General features: G+C 38.7%; 16 protein-coding genes and 1 riboswitch. Of the genes, 9 read left to right on the top strand and 7 right to left on the bottom strand.

Features of this window, described 5'->3' with window-relative positions; genetic code table 11:
• Nucleotides 1–31 precede the first annotated feature (31 nt).
• Complete coding sequence (locus JCM9140_RS14755; RefSeq protein ID WP_052002291.1) at nt 32–1,936, bottom strand: bifunctional diguanylate cyclase/phosphodiesterase; 1,905 nt, start codon at nt 1,934–1,936, stop codon at nt 32–34.
• A 341-nt stretch (nt 1,937–2,277) separates the two neighbouring features.
• Here JCM9140_RS14755 and JCM9140_RS14760 point away from each other — a divergent pair, with 341 nt between their 5' ends.
• The 3 genes from JCM9140_RS14760 to JCM9140_RS14770 all read left to right on the top strand — a co-directional run bounded on the left by JCM9140_RS14760 (nt 2,278) and on the right by JCM9140_RS14770 (nt 2,984).
• Complete coding sequence (locus JCM9140_RS14760) at nt 2,278–2,481, top strand: DUF1659 domain-containing protein (RefSeq protein WP_034748045.1); 204 nt, start codon at nt 2,278–2,280, stop codon at nt 2,479–2,481.
• Between the two features lie 42 nt (nt 2,482–2,523).
• A complete protein-coding gene (locus JCM9140_RS14765; protein WP_034748047.1) occupies nt 2,524–2,736 on the top strand; it encodes a DUF2922 domain-containing protein in 213 nt (70 codons plus the stop codon).
• Between the two features lie 71 nt (nt 2,737–2,807).
• Nucleotides 2,808–2,984, top strand: a complete 177-nt coding sequence (locus JCM9140_RS14770; protein WP_034748050.1) for a YvrJ family protein — start codon at nt 2,808–2,810, stop codon at nt 2,982–2,984.
• A gap of 180 nt (nt 2,985–3,164) precedes the next feature.
• On the opposite strand, the gene JCM9140_RS14775 is transcribed toward JCM9140_RS14770, so the two are convergent.
• Nucleotides 3,165–4,106, bottom strand: a complete 942-nt coding sequence (locus JCM9140_RS14775; RefSeq protein ID WP_162232204.1) for a nuclease-related domain-containing protein — start codon at nt 4,104–4,106, stop codon at nt 3,165–3,167.
• A gap of 287 nt (nt 4,107–4,393) precedes the next feature.
• Nucleotides 4,394–5,512: an ATP-binding protein gene (locus JCM9140_RS14785; RefSeq protein WP_052002292.1), complete on the bottom strand. Its 1,119-nt coding sequence runs from the start codon at nt 5,510–5,512 to the stop codon at nt 4,394–4,396.
• Between the two features lie 178 nt (nt 5,513–5,690).
• Between JCM9140_RS14785 and sda the strand changes: the two genes are divergently transcribed.
• Entirely contained in the window at nt 5,691–5,852 is a 162-nt protein-coding gene (gene sda / locus JCM9140_RS23245; protein ID WP_081727714.1) for a sporulation histidine kinase inhibitor Sda, read from the top strand.
• A 46-nt stretch (nt 5,853–5,898) separates the two neighbouring features.
• Here sda and JCM9140_RS22655 read toward each other — a convergent pair whose 3' ends face one another.
• The 3 genes from JCM9140_RS22655 to JCM9140_RS22660 all read right to left on the bottom strand — a co-directional run bounded on the left by JCM9140_RS22655 (nt 5,899) and on the right by JCM9140_RS22660 (nt 7,845).
• The gene (locus JCM9140_RS22655) at nt 5,899–6,507 is read right to left on the bottom strand and encodes a thermonuclease family protein (protein WP_052002293.1); all 609 of its coding nucleotides are present in this window, start codon (nt 6,505–6,507) and stop codon (nt 5,899–5,901) included.
• A 123-nt stretch (nt 6,508–6,630) separates the two neighbouring features.
• Nucleotides 6,631–6,780 (bottom strand): hypothetical protein, encoded by a 150-nt coding sequence (locus JCM9140_RS23855; RefSeq protein WP_156314890.1) that lies wholly within the window; start codon nt 6,778–6,780, stop codon nt 6,631–6,633.
• A gap of 147 nt (nt 6,781–6,927) precedes the next feature.
• Nucleotides 6,928–7,845: a DUF5667 domain-containing protein gene (locus tag JCM9140_RS22660; RefSeq protein ID WP_052002294.1), complete on the bottom strand. Its 918-nt coding sequence runs from the start codon at nt 7,843–7,845 to the stop codon at nt 6,928–6,930.
• A gap of 55 nt (nt 7,846–7,900) precedes the next feature.
• A riboswitch (cyclic di-GMP riboswitch) is annotated at nt 7,901–7,981 on the bottom strand.
• Nucleotides 7,982–8,243: 262 nt separating this feature from the next.
• Here JCM9140_RS22660 and JCM9140_RS14800 point away from each other — a divergent pair.
• Both JCM9140_RS14800 and JCM9140_RS14805 read left to right on the top strand, forming a co-directional pair.
• A complete protein-coding gene (locus JCM9140_RS14800; RefSeq protein ID WP_034748059.1) occupies nt 8,244–8,915 on the top strand; it encodes a hypothetical protein in 672 nt (223 codons plus the stop codon).
• 13 nt (nt 8,916–8,928) lie between these two features.
• Entirely contained in the window at nt 8,929–10,125 is a 1,197-nt protein-coding gene (locus tag JCM9140_RS14805) for an efflux RND transporter periplasmic adaptor subunit (protein WP_034748062.1), read from the top strand.
• A gap of 74 nt (nt 10,126–10,199) precedes the next feature.
• Here JCM9140_RS14805 and JCM9140_RS14810 read toward each other — a convergent pair whose 3' ends face one another.
• Nucleotides 10,200–10,721 carry a hypothetical protein gene (locus JCM9140_RS14810; protein ID WP_034748065.1) on the bottom strand — a complete coding sequence of 174 codons (522 nt, stop codon included), beginning with the start codon at nt 10,719–10,721 and terminating at the stop codon, nt 10,200–10,202.
• Nucleotides 10,722–10,850: 129 nt separating this feature from the next.
• Here JCM9140_RS14810 and JCM9140_RS14815 point away from each other — a divergent pair, with 129 nt between their 5' ends.
• The 3 genes from JCM9140_RS14815 to JCM9140_RS14825 all read left to right on the top strand — a co-directional run bounded on the left by JCM9140_RS14815 (nt 10,851) and on the right by JCM9140_RS14825 (nt 12,782).
• Nucleotides 10,851–11,252: a hypothetical protein gene (locus tag JCM9140_RS14815; RefSeq protein WP_034748068.1), complete on the top strand. Its 402-nt coding sequence runs from the start codon at nt 10,851–10,853 to the stop codon at nt 11,250–11,252.
• A 23-nt stretch (nt 11,253–11,275) separates the two neighbouring features.
• The gene (locus JCM9140_RS14820) at nt 11,276–11,464 is read left to right on the top strand and encodes a hypothetical protein (RefSeq protein ID WP_034748071.1); all 189 of its coding nucleotides are present in this window, start codon (nt 11,276–11,278) and stop codon (nt 11,462–11,464) included.
• 493 nt (nt 11,465–11,957) lie between these two features.
• On the top strand, nt 11,958–12,782 hold the full coding sequence (locus tag JCM9140_RS14825) for a mechanosensitive ion channel family protein (RefSeq protein WP_034748074.1): 825 nt from the start codon (nt 11,958–11,960) through the stop codon (nt 12,780–12,782).
• Nucleotides 12,783–12,875: the final 93 nt, after the last annotated feature.

The raw sequence follows: 12,875 nt of genomic DNA on the forward strand, positions 1-12,875 counted from the left end.
GTTAAAACCCTCTCTATCTATTGTTTGTTTTCTAAGCTGGATTTAAGTATGGATGAAACTGCTCACTCGGGACCGGCCGACTAAAATAATAGCCTTGGGCTTCATCACAACCCAATTTTTTCACATAGTTACACTCACGCTCTGTTTCAATGCCTTCTGCTACGACTGTTAAGCCTAAGCCCTGGCCAAGCTTCACAACGGCTTCTGTAATTGCTTGGTTTTCTCTATTTTGGTCGATCCCCATCACAAATGATTTATCGATTTTAATTTTATTAATCGGGAACTGCTTTAAATACCCAAAAGAACAAAAGCCTGTTCCAAAATCATCTATGCTAATCGTGACACCGATTGATTGTAAATGCGCTAACGATGAAATGATGTCCTCTCTTTCCCCAACTGCAGCAAGCTCCGTAATTTCAATCCCTAACCGCTCTGGCTCCATTCCTGTTTCAAACAGAATCCGGCTAACTTTTTCCACTAATCGGCTTTGCTGCAACTGCTTGGCTGTAAAGTTTACATACATTTTTATTGGTTCAAATCCTTGTGATTCCCAGAGCTTATTTTGCATACAGGCTGTGCGTAGCACCCATTCTCCAATCGGTAAAATAAGACCTGATTCCTCAGCAATTGGAATGAATTCATTCGGTGGGATCATCCCTAAATCTCCATGATTCCAGCGAATGAGCGCCTCGGCTCCCGTAATACGGTTGGATTTCATATCAAACTGTGGTTGATAAAACAATTCAAATTCATCTTTATCAATCGCTTTACGCAACTCACTTTCTATCGTTAACAAATTAAATGTACGGTGACTCATCGCCGATTGATAAAACGCGTAGCTATTTTTCGACCGCTTCTTCACATCAAACATGGCGATATCCGCATGTTTAATCAAGTCTTCAGCATTTGTACCATCTTCCGGATAGAGACTAATCCCGATACTTAGTGTTAAATATAGTGAATAATTGTCAATGATAACCGGTTCTTCAAAGGCTTGAACCACCTGCTTTGCAATGCTTTTAACTTCGGCTTTCGTTTTATTCGTAAGAAGCAACCCAAATTCATCCGCTCCTAACCGACTAACATTCTCTTCTCCGACGAGGAATATCAATCGCTTGGCCACTTCCTTAATCACTTGATCTCCTAAGGATCGACCTAGTGTGTCATTTATCTTTTTCAAACCATCACAATCACAATACATGACCACTAAATTTGTCTTATTCAGTTGAGACTTAGCCATTTCTAGGTTTAATTGTCGAGTAAAAGAGGTATGGTTACGTAAGCCTGTTAAAGGATCATGATTAGTTAAAAAAGCTAGCTCCGACGATTGCTTTTTTTGCTCTGTCAAATCCTCTATCGCTAGTACTCTTGCATCAAGACCTAAAAAAGGAAAGCTTCTTTCTCGTACCGATAACGAGACTGGATTTCCGTCTTTTTTGCTTCCCATGACTTCAACTGGATCCTCGCACCCTGAGAAATATTGTTTTTCTAGTAACTCTTTTCCACGTATGAGATCCCAAACGGAATGTCCAACGATTTCTTCTTTTTCATATCCAAGAATCGTTAAGCTGGATTCATTGATTTCTAGAATTTCGCCAAGATGATGGACAATGATTCCATTAAACGAGACATCTAGCATCTCTTTTAACTGATCTTTCGCCTCTTGAAGGAGACGTTTGTCGTCTCTTTCTTTTAAAATAATCGTCCTCGTTTTATCGATATTGTTTTTCATATAAAGATGAAATTGCGTCACTGCCCCCTGCTTATTTGTAATCTTTACATTTGTTTGAATGGGCGTCTCTAATTTTTTCTTAACTAAAAACTGAATGTTTTTTCCTATCAATTCATTGGTGCTAAAGCCAATCAAATCTTCGACGAAAGCATTGCTCGACTGAATAACTCCTTTTTTATCAATGATTATGGCTCCTTCTTTCATTCCTCCACTCCCTATCATCAAATTCATTTCTTTACGCTAAGTTCGTTGTTTGTTACATCAGATTTGGAAGGTAAGCATTGGATTTTGGCATCGAGAGAACTAGATCATTTAGCCTATGAAAAATATGCCCACTTCATGACATGAACGATTTCAACCCCCACACTTTCCAAGTGCTGCATAGGACTAGCTTGTTTTCTGGTATGTATGTACTAGATCAAAGTTTCTATTTTTAAGCGTCTTTTGTTATACCCGCTCTTTTTTTGCGTTAAACATAAAAGTTTAAATTTTTCCTACGTTTTGCTTGATTGCTTTCTATATACACAGTGAGAGGAGGTGATCACATGTTAGTCGATTCTCGCTTAATTCTTGGTCTTACTAATGGGCAAGACTCGGAAGGCAATCCCATCAAAAAGACAAAGAGCTTTAACAACATCAAACCAGCAGCAACCGATCAACAGCTTACAATGGTTGTCAGTGTGTTAGCTCCTTTGCAAGCGTGGGATTTGGTCTCTGTTGACCGCACAAACGTTCATAGTTTGCTGTAAGTAAGACCTTTTTTGACTTTTAGATAGAAAGGAGGGATTTTCATGAAACGACTTGAGCTTATTTTTGAAAATGAAATGGGCGGAAACATCACGCTAACACTCGACAACCCCGTCTATCCAGCAAACCCCATTGCAGTTAGCGCTGCAATGGACACGATCGTTGCTCAAAATGCATTCATCTCATCTGGTGGGGAAATCGTTGCCAAGAAAGCAGCACGAATTGTTGACCGTACCGTTGAGGAAATTGAGCTTTAATCTTGATCATGGCTGCTAAACAGGCGGATATCCCCCTGTTTGGCAGCTCTTTTTGAAAGGAGGAACCTTTGATGGAGATGTGGCTGCCCGTTTTAAGTGAGTTTGGCTTTCCGGTCATCGTGACACTCTACCTTCTTCACCGGGTAGAAAACAAGCTCGATGTCCTGAACCAATCAATCTTGAAACTACCAGAAAATCTATATCAGCAGCAGTTTCGTAGTGTTGAAGCGAAAAAAATGATTGATTGATGGCGAAAATCAAGCGTAGAGCGGGTAAATCGTTTTATGCTTGATTGTTTTTTGTGTGGTTTTGTGGTGTGGAGGTGGTTTGTTGTCGGGTTGGCTAGATTTATTGTCCAGATTCGTGGATTTATTGTCCGATGCGAGCGATTTATTGTCCACTTGCCGCACTTTATTATCGCGCGCCCCCTATTCCACCTCAAGAAGCTGCAACTGATAACGTCGGTTTTTCTTCATGCCAGTCTGCGGCAACTGAAGTGACGTTAACATTTTTGAAGCAATCGAGATGGAAGGAATCTTGAGAAAATGACGAACTTGTTGATTCGTAATCGTCCGGTCCACTAATAAAAAATAATCATTGAGTGTGTGCAGGTGCGCCTTTCCACTTTTCGCTTGGCAAAAATCGCATATCCACATTCCATTTTTCCTTCTCATAGGAAGCTGCTTACACGTCGGACAGTGAACGCCTGTTAGCAAACGGGACGGCTTTATTCCATATTGAGCTAATAGATCAGGGTGATAAGGAGTGTTCTTTTTTATCAAAAGGCGGGTGATTTGGTTTAGTTGCTTGAGGGAAATGGCTTCATTCGGGTAAGTACGCAGGTAGTGATGCACTTTTTCAACGAGATGCTCGGCATGTAATACTTTTTCGTACACTTCTTTATACATAGGAGTTGTTTTGATGATGGCTTGTGAATGGGTGATCGCAACTTGAGACAGAATCGGTGGTTTTTGCAGTTTGTTGCTTTCTAGCCATGTTTGGAGGTTCTTTTTCTGCCAGCTAACTTGAGTAATGGGATTCAGGAACTTTTCTTCTTCACCTTTTAGCGAGCGAATCAGCTGTTTGAAGTCGTGATCAAAATAAAGGGTTCCGGCTAAGTTTTTGATTTCAATGATGTGAAAAAATTGTTGTGTTGCTAGGAAAGTGTCGATTTGAAAGAAGTGATTGTTGGAGAGCTCTAATCTGAGGTCGTGTAGGATGTACCCTTCTACGTCGGAAAGGCGCTCTAAATGGTAATCAATGGCTTGCTCTCCTCGGTAACCAGCTTTGCCTTTTGAGAGTTCGGCCTCTAGCTTTTCCCTGAGCGGATCATCGTTTGGTAAGCGCCGCAGCAATGCCTCTAATTGCAAAATTTTAATGGGTATGGTTCTTTTTTTTCTAATTTTGATGTTTTTTCACTCCTTTCGGTTGTTAGGAAATGCTTTTTCGACGGACCTCATGGGATTTCCTGCTCACCGCATGGAAATTTCTTTGTAATTGGGTTCAGTCTGTACAGTTTATTGTCCAGATACTCCCGTTTATTGTCCAGTTTCATGGATTTATTGTCCGATGAGGTCCATTTATTGTCCGCGCGACGCATTTTATTGTCCGCCCCCGCCCCACGCCTGCCGCCCAAACCAGCACTCAATACGTGAAGTCATCTCAACTGCCTTTCGAACTCCTTCGGCAAGCGAATCGTAAACGTCGTTCCTTTGTCTACTTCGCTTTCAACGTGGAACGATCCATGGTGGTTGTTTTGAATGATGTTCTTCGTTACCATCATTCCGAGGCCTGTTCCACTTTCTTTTGTTGAAAAGAACGGTTCCCCTATCTTCGCTATCATTTCAGGTGACATGCCGGGTCCATTATCGCTTACTTTGATCGTAACGTCTTCTTCATCCTGATCAATCCGAATGACAACTTCACCATCGCTAACAATCGCTTCCATCGCATTTTTAATCAGATTGATAAACACTTGTTTCAGTTGATGATCCAAACAAGACACAACGGCATCTGTATGATCCCAAACGGTTTTCAACTGGATGTTTTTCATCATGGCCTGGGGGTCCATTAACAAAACAACATGTCTCATGATGTCCTTAACATCTCGCTCGCAGAAGTTGGCTTTTTGCGGCTTTGAAAACATAAGTAACTCTTTAATGATGGTTTCGATTCTATTAAACTCCGCATCCATAATTTGAAAGTATTCAGCTTTGAAATCTTTACTTTGATGCAAAAGTTGTACAAAGCCTTTTAACGACGTAATAGGATTGCGAATTTCGTGAGCAATCCCTGCTGACATTTGGCCAACAAGAGAAAGCTTCTCCCATTCTTCTAATAATTGCTCTGTTTTCCGTTTTTCCGTTACATCCCGAAACGTAATGACCGTCCCCACATTTTGACCATCTTCTATCATAGGCTTGATCGTATATTCGACCGGAAACGAAGTCCCGTCCTTCCTCCAGAAAATGTCATCCTCGACTAAAAGACTCTCACCCGTATTTAACGCATGATAGACTGGGCAATCCGTTAATGGAACGTGCTTCCCCTCTTTATCTGTATGATGAATCAGATCATGAAGGTTCTCATATTCAAAGTCTGTGATGGAAAAGCCGGTTAATTGCTCAGCTGCCTTGTTCCAAAAAATCACATTTGCTTGTAAATCGATTCCGTAAATGCCTTCCGCTACTGAATCTAAAATAAGTTGATTTAGACTTGTTGCCTTCTCTAATTCTATTTTTAATTGATCTTCTGGTGTGCTCGGCCTCATAGACATAGTGGTTTCCTTTTTTTCTTTTTAGTATAAAGCAATAGCTGAAAAAAGTCGAAACAACAGAAAACATACTAGGTCTTTATTCTTATTTTACAAAAGTTGAACAAAAATTACGTTTTATGTGAATACAAACGTGGTATTTAGATTATAAAGTGAGCAATTTTTAAGGGGGCTACGGGTTATGGAAGGCATAGCAGATAAATACGAAAAAGGATTAGCAAAAGTGGATTTAGAACTTCTATTAGAAGCCCGAGAAAACGCAATTAAACTCCAACTAGATCCAGAGTTTATTCATTTACTAGAAGAAGAAATTAACCTTCGTGAAAAAGAGAATAGCCAATAAACTAGAGGGTGTGCTATGGGTAGCACACCCTCTACCTGTCAAGAAACTACTCTACCACACTCATATCAAACCCACGCTCAGTTACATAATCAGGAATGGAATGAATATGAAGCTCTTCATCCTTTGCCGCTGCCTCAGCCTCTATATACATGTCCACATATTGATAATCATCATACAAATAAGCCACCCGCGCCAGTCCATTTCTCAGTAACTCCTCTTGCACGTTTACACCCTGAGTCGTAAAAACATGGCCAAGCAAGCGATCGAACCGATCAAAATCTGCGTTCTCATCTATTTCAATTACAACGTTCTCCTCTGATAGAAGCTGTTGAACGAGTTCCGTGCTCTCTTTTCCATACCATTGCTTTTCGTTTGTCCATTCTGGTGTATCAATGGCAAGAAATCGAACCCTCAATGGTGTACGAATTTGTAAGAGCTCCTCAACCAATTGAGCGTCACTTACATAATCGACATTCAAATTCGTAATTCGAATGGTATCTCCATCAACGACTCGCTCCACATCAGCAACAATAAATTGCCCGTCCCAAAACAGAGCATCACTAGCTAAAATTCCTTCTGTAACCTCTTGTTCAACTGGTGCACATGCACACAAAAATACAACGAATAAACCAACAACAATCCGACTTAGTCTCATCCCTTCAAAAACCCTTTCCTTTTTCATTTCTTCAATGTACTAAATACATAAGAAAATGACAAATGCACATAACAAAAAACACGATACGAATGAAACCTCGTATCGTGCCAACATTGACTGAAGTTACGATCTGTTTGCTAAGCCTTCCTCTAAAACCGGCGAGAGCTTTTCTTGAGCTTTCCACAACACGTCCAGTTCCTCAACTTTCAACTTTCTTTGAAGCTTTTCCTCAAAATAACCAATAAGGTTTTCCATGATTACGCTTTTGGACATTTGTCTCACCTCACCATAAGCATACCAGCTACTGTCTCCATTAACATTATCTTTGGGACATAATTTACCTAATTTACAAAGTTTTAATGTTACAAAAATCGACAGAGTTGGCAGATCCCCTTGATTGACTAATTAGTGAGAGCTTTTCTACTGTCCTTGAGCTTTCCCAGCATTTTGTCTGCCATTTTCTGATGCTTGGTTGGCTCTTTCGTTGCGCTTTTCAGCTGCCTTGGAGGCTTTTTGTTGGCTCTTCTCCGCTGCCTTAGCGGCTTTCTCGTTCTGCCTTTCAACAGCTTTTGCTGCTTTTACATCTTGTTTACTAGCGTTACTTGGAGCTGCTGAGTTCGATTCTTCTTGAGCGTTCATTGCTTCATCGCCTTCTTCGGCTTCCATACTGAATGTGCTTACGATCGCTTCTTCACCCATTTCATTTTGAGCTAACTCTTTCTCTGCTTTTTTATAAAGTCGCTCGTGTGCTTTAGCGATGTTTTTCGCAAGTGCTTCTTTTGCTCTTGGGTTTTGCACGTTCTCAAGTGCAGCCTCAAGAGCTCGAACATTTGCCGAAATTTGATTATGTAATCGTTCGCTGTCTTCGCTACTCGTCTCTTCAACGTTCGGACTGTTTATTTCTTCTAGCTTAGCCTCTTCTTCGTCACTAATAACTATTGGCTCTTCTTCGACCATTTCAATTGGCTCTTCCTTTTCTCTCGTATCCTCATAGAGAGCTATCGCTTTTTCTTGTTGTTCAAGAGCTTCCTGAAGAATGTTCTTCGCTCGTTCTTCTTCTCCATTTGCAAATAAGGCTTCAGCCTCGAGAATACGCTTCTCAACATGTGAAGCAAGAAGTTCAGCTTCTTTAAATTGATCAAATGTAAAAACAAGCTGGATGTTTTCCTGTAGCTTTTTAATAAAGTAGAAAAAATCACCTGGTAACAGCGACACCTGTTTTACTTCTTGTGTTTCCTCGTCGGCGTGAACAACATTTCCAGCAAAAGGAGCTGTAGACACAAGTGCAACCATCCCTGCGATTACTAGATTTCGGATCATTCTTTTTGTTTTCCCCATAAAACCCTCTCCCACAATTATACTATTGGCTGTGAAAGGTGTAGTATTCCCTATACACAGCAAATCAGCCACCTTAGCAACAACTTAGGTCTGTAACTTTGCGTCTCTATTTTCATTAGTTTTGCCTCCCCATTATAAGCAATAATGCCACACCTGTTACAGAGTCTTTATTCACTAGTTCTTTCTAACTAAAAACTAGACCGTCGTCGTACCTCCATTTATCTTAACTTGAATCCTGCAGCTTGTTATAGACAAGAGTTGATTACATTCCCGTGGTTTCAACAAAAAACTGTGCTAATCCAACTTTTTTCGTTACAATCGAGAAACGACAGGTGACGTCACATACAAAAAAATGTAAAATGAGATAGAAAATTATATCCACTTGGGGGATTTTATAAATGACATACCAATTACAATTAATAAGAAGTTTAGTAGATCCTGCTACAAAGGTGGATCAGTTACGTTTTTCTGAAGTAATCCCTATTCACCTGAAAAAAATCTTGCTTATATTCATTTTAAGCATGTTTCTTGCAGTCGTTCGTGGATATTATGGATTGAATACTGCTGGAATCTCCCACTTAATATCTAGCTATTCTGTTTCCCAATTTGAAATGGCCAAGCTTATAGTCGCAATTGGAGGATTGATAGAATCACTTTTTTCTCCAGCAATTTACATGATTCTAATCAGTTTATCATTTTGGGCATTTCTTGACGAAGTGCGTTATCGTCAAGCACTTGTAGTTAGTACAATTAGTGTATTTATATTGATTGTTGGCGAAGTTTTCTTATTGCCTTTTGAATTATTGTTAGGTATCACTGCCTATACATCACCTTTTGCTTTAGGTATTCTTTCTCACTTTATAACCGACAATCTATACGTGATTCATTTCTTTAGTCAAATCTCGTTGTTTTTAGTAGCAGCAATTGCTTTTCAAATTTATTCATTTAGTAAAATTTCGTCAAACGGAAAGGGATTCATTTTTCTATTAACCCTTTGTGCACATGTTTTGCTAATTCTATTCGCCGTGTTTCTATTGTATTTAGCAAGTTTTTTAACGTTTAATTATTAAGGTGGAATGACCTATGAAAAAATGGATCGTATACGGGATAGCCTTCACTAGTATTTTATTTTTCGTTACCAATATCATCCTCTTTTTAAAAAGCGATCAGTTCTCGAACTTGCAAATTATTGATGAATTTGTCAAGCCTATTGAAAGTGATTTGGTCCAATCATTGGAAAAACCAGGTGTTATTCTATCTACTACTGAAGAACATATATATTTAGACACTACAATTGGTTCCCTTGGTCAAATTTATGTTAAAGAGGGTGACGTGGTTCAGTTTGGAGATATCCTTTTTACTTATCAAAATGCAGAAATAGGTGCAAACGAGCAAATATTAGAAGGTAAAGTAGAACAAATTGAGTTGCGCTCCTCCCAATTAGAAGAGGAAATAGATTTGTTAGGTTCTTTTATCTTAGAAATTAAAGCAAAAGAAGAAATGACAGACATTGATTTACAGCAAATACAACAATATGAAGTACAAATTTTGCAGAAAAACAATCAGATATCAGAATTACAACTTGAGAAAGAACTCCAACAGCATACACTTTTAACATTGCAAGAACGTCAATCAGAGTTAGAGGTTATAAGCCCACTTTCTGGATATGTAAAAAGCATTTCAACCAATCGAAGCGAGCCAGTTTTAACCATTGTTTCAGACTCATTGATTATAAAAGGTGAACTAACCGAGGAGGAAGCGCTGGACGTATCGGAAGGGTTGGCTGTTCAAATAATGCATCACGAGAACAATGCAATGGACGGAACACTATCACAAATTTCAAACCTTCCTTTGAAAGAACCGGCTCTTGATCAAGAAACAACTTACCCATTTTATGTAAGCTTTGACGAGGAAGAACAGTTAGAAAATATAAATATTGGGAATCGCGTATTAATGGAAATTATCCAAGAAGAAAGAATTAATGCACTGATTGTACCTACTAACACAATACGTTTAGAAGCAGATGATGATGTTGTCTATGTCGTACAAGACGGAATGATTGAGAAACGAATTGTGGAAAAAGGTTGGGAATTGAATGAGGACGTTCAAATAACGGACGGGGTCAACCTTGATAACCTTCTCGTCATGAACCCTTCAGCTAATATTCATGACAATCCATTTGTAACAAAACTACAGGTTAGGGAATTGGAAAAAGACTCATTTAATTCTTTTCGAAAGAAGGAGATATTGGAACTTTTGTTTCAAAGCTTTGTGCGATAGCATGTCAGTTTTATTTGTTCATTGCTTCTGGGTTGTGTCAACGTAAAAACGAACGATTGTTACAACCCAGAAATTTAATCGTACATCCTCATCAATGCTTGTAAAAAAGCATGCGTCGTTTGTTCCCTTCTAAGTTCAAACTCTATTTCAAATTCAATTGCATTGTCGCGGTAATAATCGGCTTGCTCCAACTCTTCCTGTAGTAAACCATATTGATACCAAAATTCATTGGACCACAATTGTTCTACTTCTAAGAACTTGGATTGGTATTTTTGAATGACCTCATGGCCATCTTTGCCTTCTGCTACTTTCAATTGATATTCCCATTTTGCTTCATATAACAACTGATTAATTGCCTTTTCAAATTTCTGATAGATCTCCTCAAAAACATAAGAAAACTCAATGGTTAAATCAATCAAATTGGTTTCATTTAGATTAGTACTAGGTTCTTGACGCCAGTCTAAATTCGAATTTCCAGCAAGTTCAACTTGTTCAATTATATCAGTAATTTTTTTTTCAAAATGCCAGTTCCCAAATAGATAAACAAGACCCACAACACCAGCAACCAAACCTATAGGGATTAATCTCTTTTTCATAAGAACTCCTTGTTTAATGACCTTTCTATTGATAACTTTAACATAATCTGAATATAAGTAGGAATCTAGTTCAGTTGACTGCCTATGATATGATAAGAAAAAATACAATTTTATAATGGGGGGATCGTTATGTGGAAATGGCTTATTGTTATTCTGTTGGCCGTCGGATTTAGTGGTTACTGGGGATACAATTTTGTTATTAGCCAGGCTTCTGACTTGATGGTTAACCAGATTGTTTCCCATATCGATGATGAGGAACTAAATCAAATTATGGATGATCCAACCATTCAACATTTCATCACAACTGTGGACGTCGATCACCAATCCGACCTTCCTTTTCAAAACAAGGAAGATGCTTTAAAAACAATTATGAAGGAATTCTCCATATCAGAGATAAACGATGTGACCGGCAAAGCTCAAAGAGGAGAACTACACCCTTCTGAAATTGAAAAATTACTAGAAGAACGCCTTTCTAACGAAGAAATAGAAGCATTAAAAATTATTGCAATAAAAGAGCTTCAAAATAGATAAAGCTAGTTCAATGGAGGCGGGAGATGTTTAGAAAATACGGTAAAGTGTGGTTTGCGATAGGGTACATCCTCCTTGTTTTACTAGCTAATTCTCTATTTGATATAAGTAGTATCGTTAATACAGCTTTATTCGCTGTATATCTCGTGTTCATTTGGACTTACGATATCATAAAAATGAAACGTGAGGAAAAAAAGAATGACCCTCAAACATAGCAAAAGCCAATCCTTTTTAGTAGGATTGGCTTTTGTTTTATTTTTGAAAAAATACCGTAAACGTTAGAGCGATCAATGTAAAGAATCCTGGATTTTTTAATGTGTTTGTCATCAACATTACCTCCTGATTGCTTTTTGTTATCTTGATCATACCAAGCAAAAAGATCGTTGTAAGCAATTGTGTTAGGTAATGTAACAATAAACCTATATCTAAAATGTATGTTTAATTAAACACATCATATGCCTCATTTGCGGACTGAGAGTACGCTATTTTTATCAAAATACCCCTTATTTTGATGTTCGAGGACACCAGGTACGCTATTTCTCTAAAATCAAGCTATTCTACATGATTATTGATGAGATAACGGAACCACAGCCCTCTCAACCCCTTAAATCACCAGTTTTGCCACAAATAACGGAACGAGAGTCCACTTTTATTCATGCTTCCCTCAGCCCCACATATAAATAGGAGTAAAACCCTTTAGGAGGAACGATGTTTTCTTCATTTTCAATAGATGATGTGTCATTTATAGGTGAGGCGATCCTAGTTGGAATAGGGATCATCCTGCTCGTCATCCTAATCAAACGATTGCTAAGATGGTTTTTTAAATACTTTGATGTTACGAATAGAAACAATGAAAAATCGATTGAACAGTTTTTTCGCTCCGCCCTAAACTACGGGGCCATTGCCTTTTATGTCCTGTACCTGTTTCACCCATACATTGACGTAACAAGTGTTTTAATGGGTGCGGGTATTATCGCCATCATTTTAGGGGCTTCCTTGCAAAATTTTGTGAGGGATGCATTTTTCGGTTTTGTCAGGCTGTACGAAAAGCAAATGGTTGTCGGTGATTATGTTACGATAAATGGAAAATATCGCGGCAAAATTGAAGAAGTTCGCATTCGATATGTGAGCCTACGGGAGTGGTCCGGTCAACTTTTTCTCGTTTCTCATAGTGAGATTAAGGAAATTCAGAAGCTAAGCACAGAAAAGATGACAGTTATTGAACAGGTTGTGATTGGCTATCAAGAAGATCCGAAAAGGGCTCAAAGGGTGTTAGTAGAAGTTTGTCGGAACATGAATCAAGAGCATAAAGAGTGGTTGCAAGTTGACGATGATGAGCCTGTTCAACCCTTTGACTTTTATGGTGTAACTGCGTTGCATAAAGATTATGTCGGCGTGGAGTTAACACTTATTGGCTGCGTGAAGGCAGAGCACTATTTTGAAGCTTGCAACACGTTGCGGAAGAAGGTTGCAGAAGCTTGCTACGAAAAAGAAATAAAGCTTGGTGAAGTGACTGTTTTTTATCAGTCTTAAGAGTTGTTTTTATGAATTACGTGCTTTGTTCTTGCCGTGTTCGTTCCATTACGCTGCAGTCACTAGACTGTAGGAATAAAGGAGGTCACTGTT

Source organism: Halalkalibacter wakoensis JCM 9140, assembly GCF_000513095.1.
GTDB lineage: Bacteria > Bacillota > Bacilli > Bacillales > Bacillaceae_D > Halalkalibacter > Halalkalibacter wakoensis.

Coding starts and splice junctions, on each gene's coding strand:
- JCM9140_RS22655 (WP_052002293.1), bottom strand. CDS start 6,507: ATGAGACTAAGTCGGATTGTTGTTGGTTTATTCGTTGTATTTTTGTGT.
- JCM9140_RS14810 (WP_034748065.1), bottom strand. CDS start 10,721: ATGAAAAAGAGATTAATCCCTATAGGTTTGGTTGCTGGTGTTGTGGGT.
- JCM9140_RS14800 (WP_034748059.1), top strand. CDS start 8,244: ATGACATACCAATTACAATTAATAAGAAGTTTAGTAGATCCTGCTACA.
- JCM9140_RS14765 (WP_034748047.1), top strand. CDS start 2,524: ATGAAACGACTTGAGCTTATTTTTGAAAATGAAATGGGCGGAAACATC.
- JCM9140_RS23855 (WP_156314890.1), bottom strand. CDS start 6,780: ATGTCCAAAAGCGTAATCATGGAAAACCTTATTGGTTATTTTGAGGAA.
- JCM9140_RS14755 (WP_052002291.1), bottom strand. CDS start 1,936: ATGAAAGAAGGAGCCATAATCATTGATAAAAAAGGAGTTATTCAGTCG.
- sda (WP_081727714.1), top strand. CDS start 5,691: ATGGAAGGCATAGCAGATAAATACGAAAAAGGATTAGCAAAAGTGGAT.
- JCM9140_RS14805 (WP_034748062.1), top strand. CDS start 8,929: ATGAAAAAATGGATCGTATACGGGATAGCCTTCACTAGTATTTTATTT.
- JCM9140_RS14785 (WP_052002292.1), bottom strand. CDS start 5,512: ATGTCTATGAGGCCGAGCACACCAGAAGATCAATTAAAAATAGAATTA.
- JCM9140_RS22660 (WP_052002294.1), bottom strand. CDS start 7,845: ATGGGGAAAACAAAAAGAATGATCCGAAATCTAGTAATCGCAGGGATG.
- JCM9140_RS14825 (WP_034748074.1), top strand. CDS start 11,958: ATGTTTTCTTCATTTTCAATAGATGATGTGTCATTTATAGGTGAGGCG.
- JCM9140_RS14820 (WP_034748071.1), top strand. CDS start 11,276: ATGTTTAGAAAATACGGTAAAGTGTGGTTTGCGATAGGGTACATCCTC.
- JCM9140_RS14770 (WP_034748050.1), top strand. CDS start 2,808: ATGGAGATGTGGCTGCCCGTTTTAAGTGAGTTTGGCTTTCCGGTCATC.
- JCM9140_RS14760 (WP_034748045.1), top strand. CDS start 2,278: ATGTTAGTCGATTCTCGCTTAATTCTTGGTCTTACTAATGGGCAAGAC.
- JCM9140_RS14815 (WP_034748068.1), top strand. CDS start 10,851: ATGTGGAAATGGCTTATTGTTATTCTGTTGGCCGTCGGATTTAGTGGT.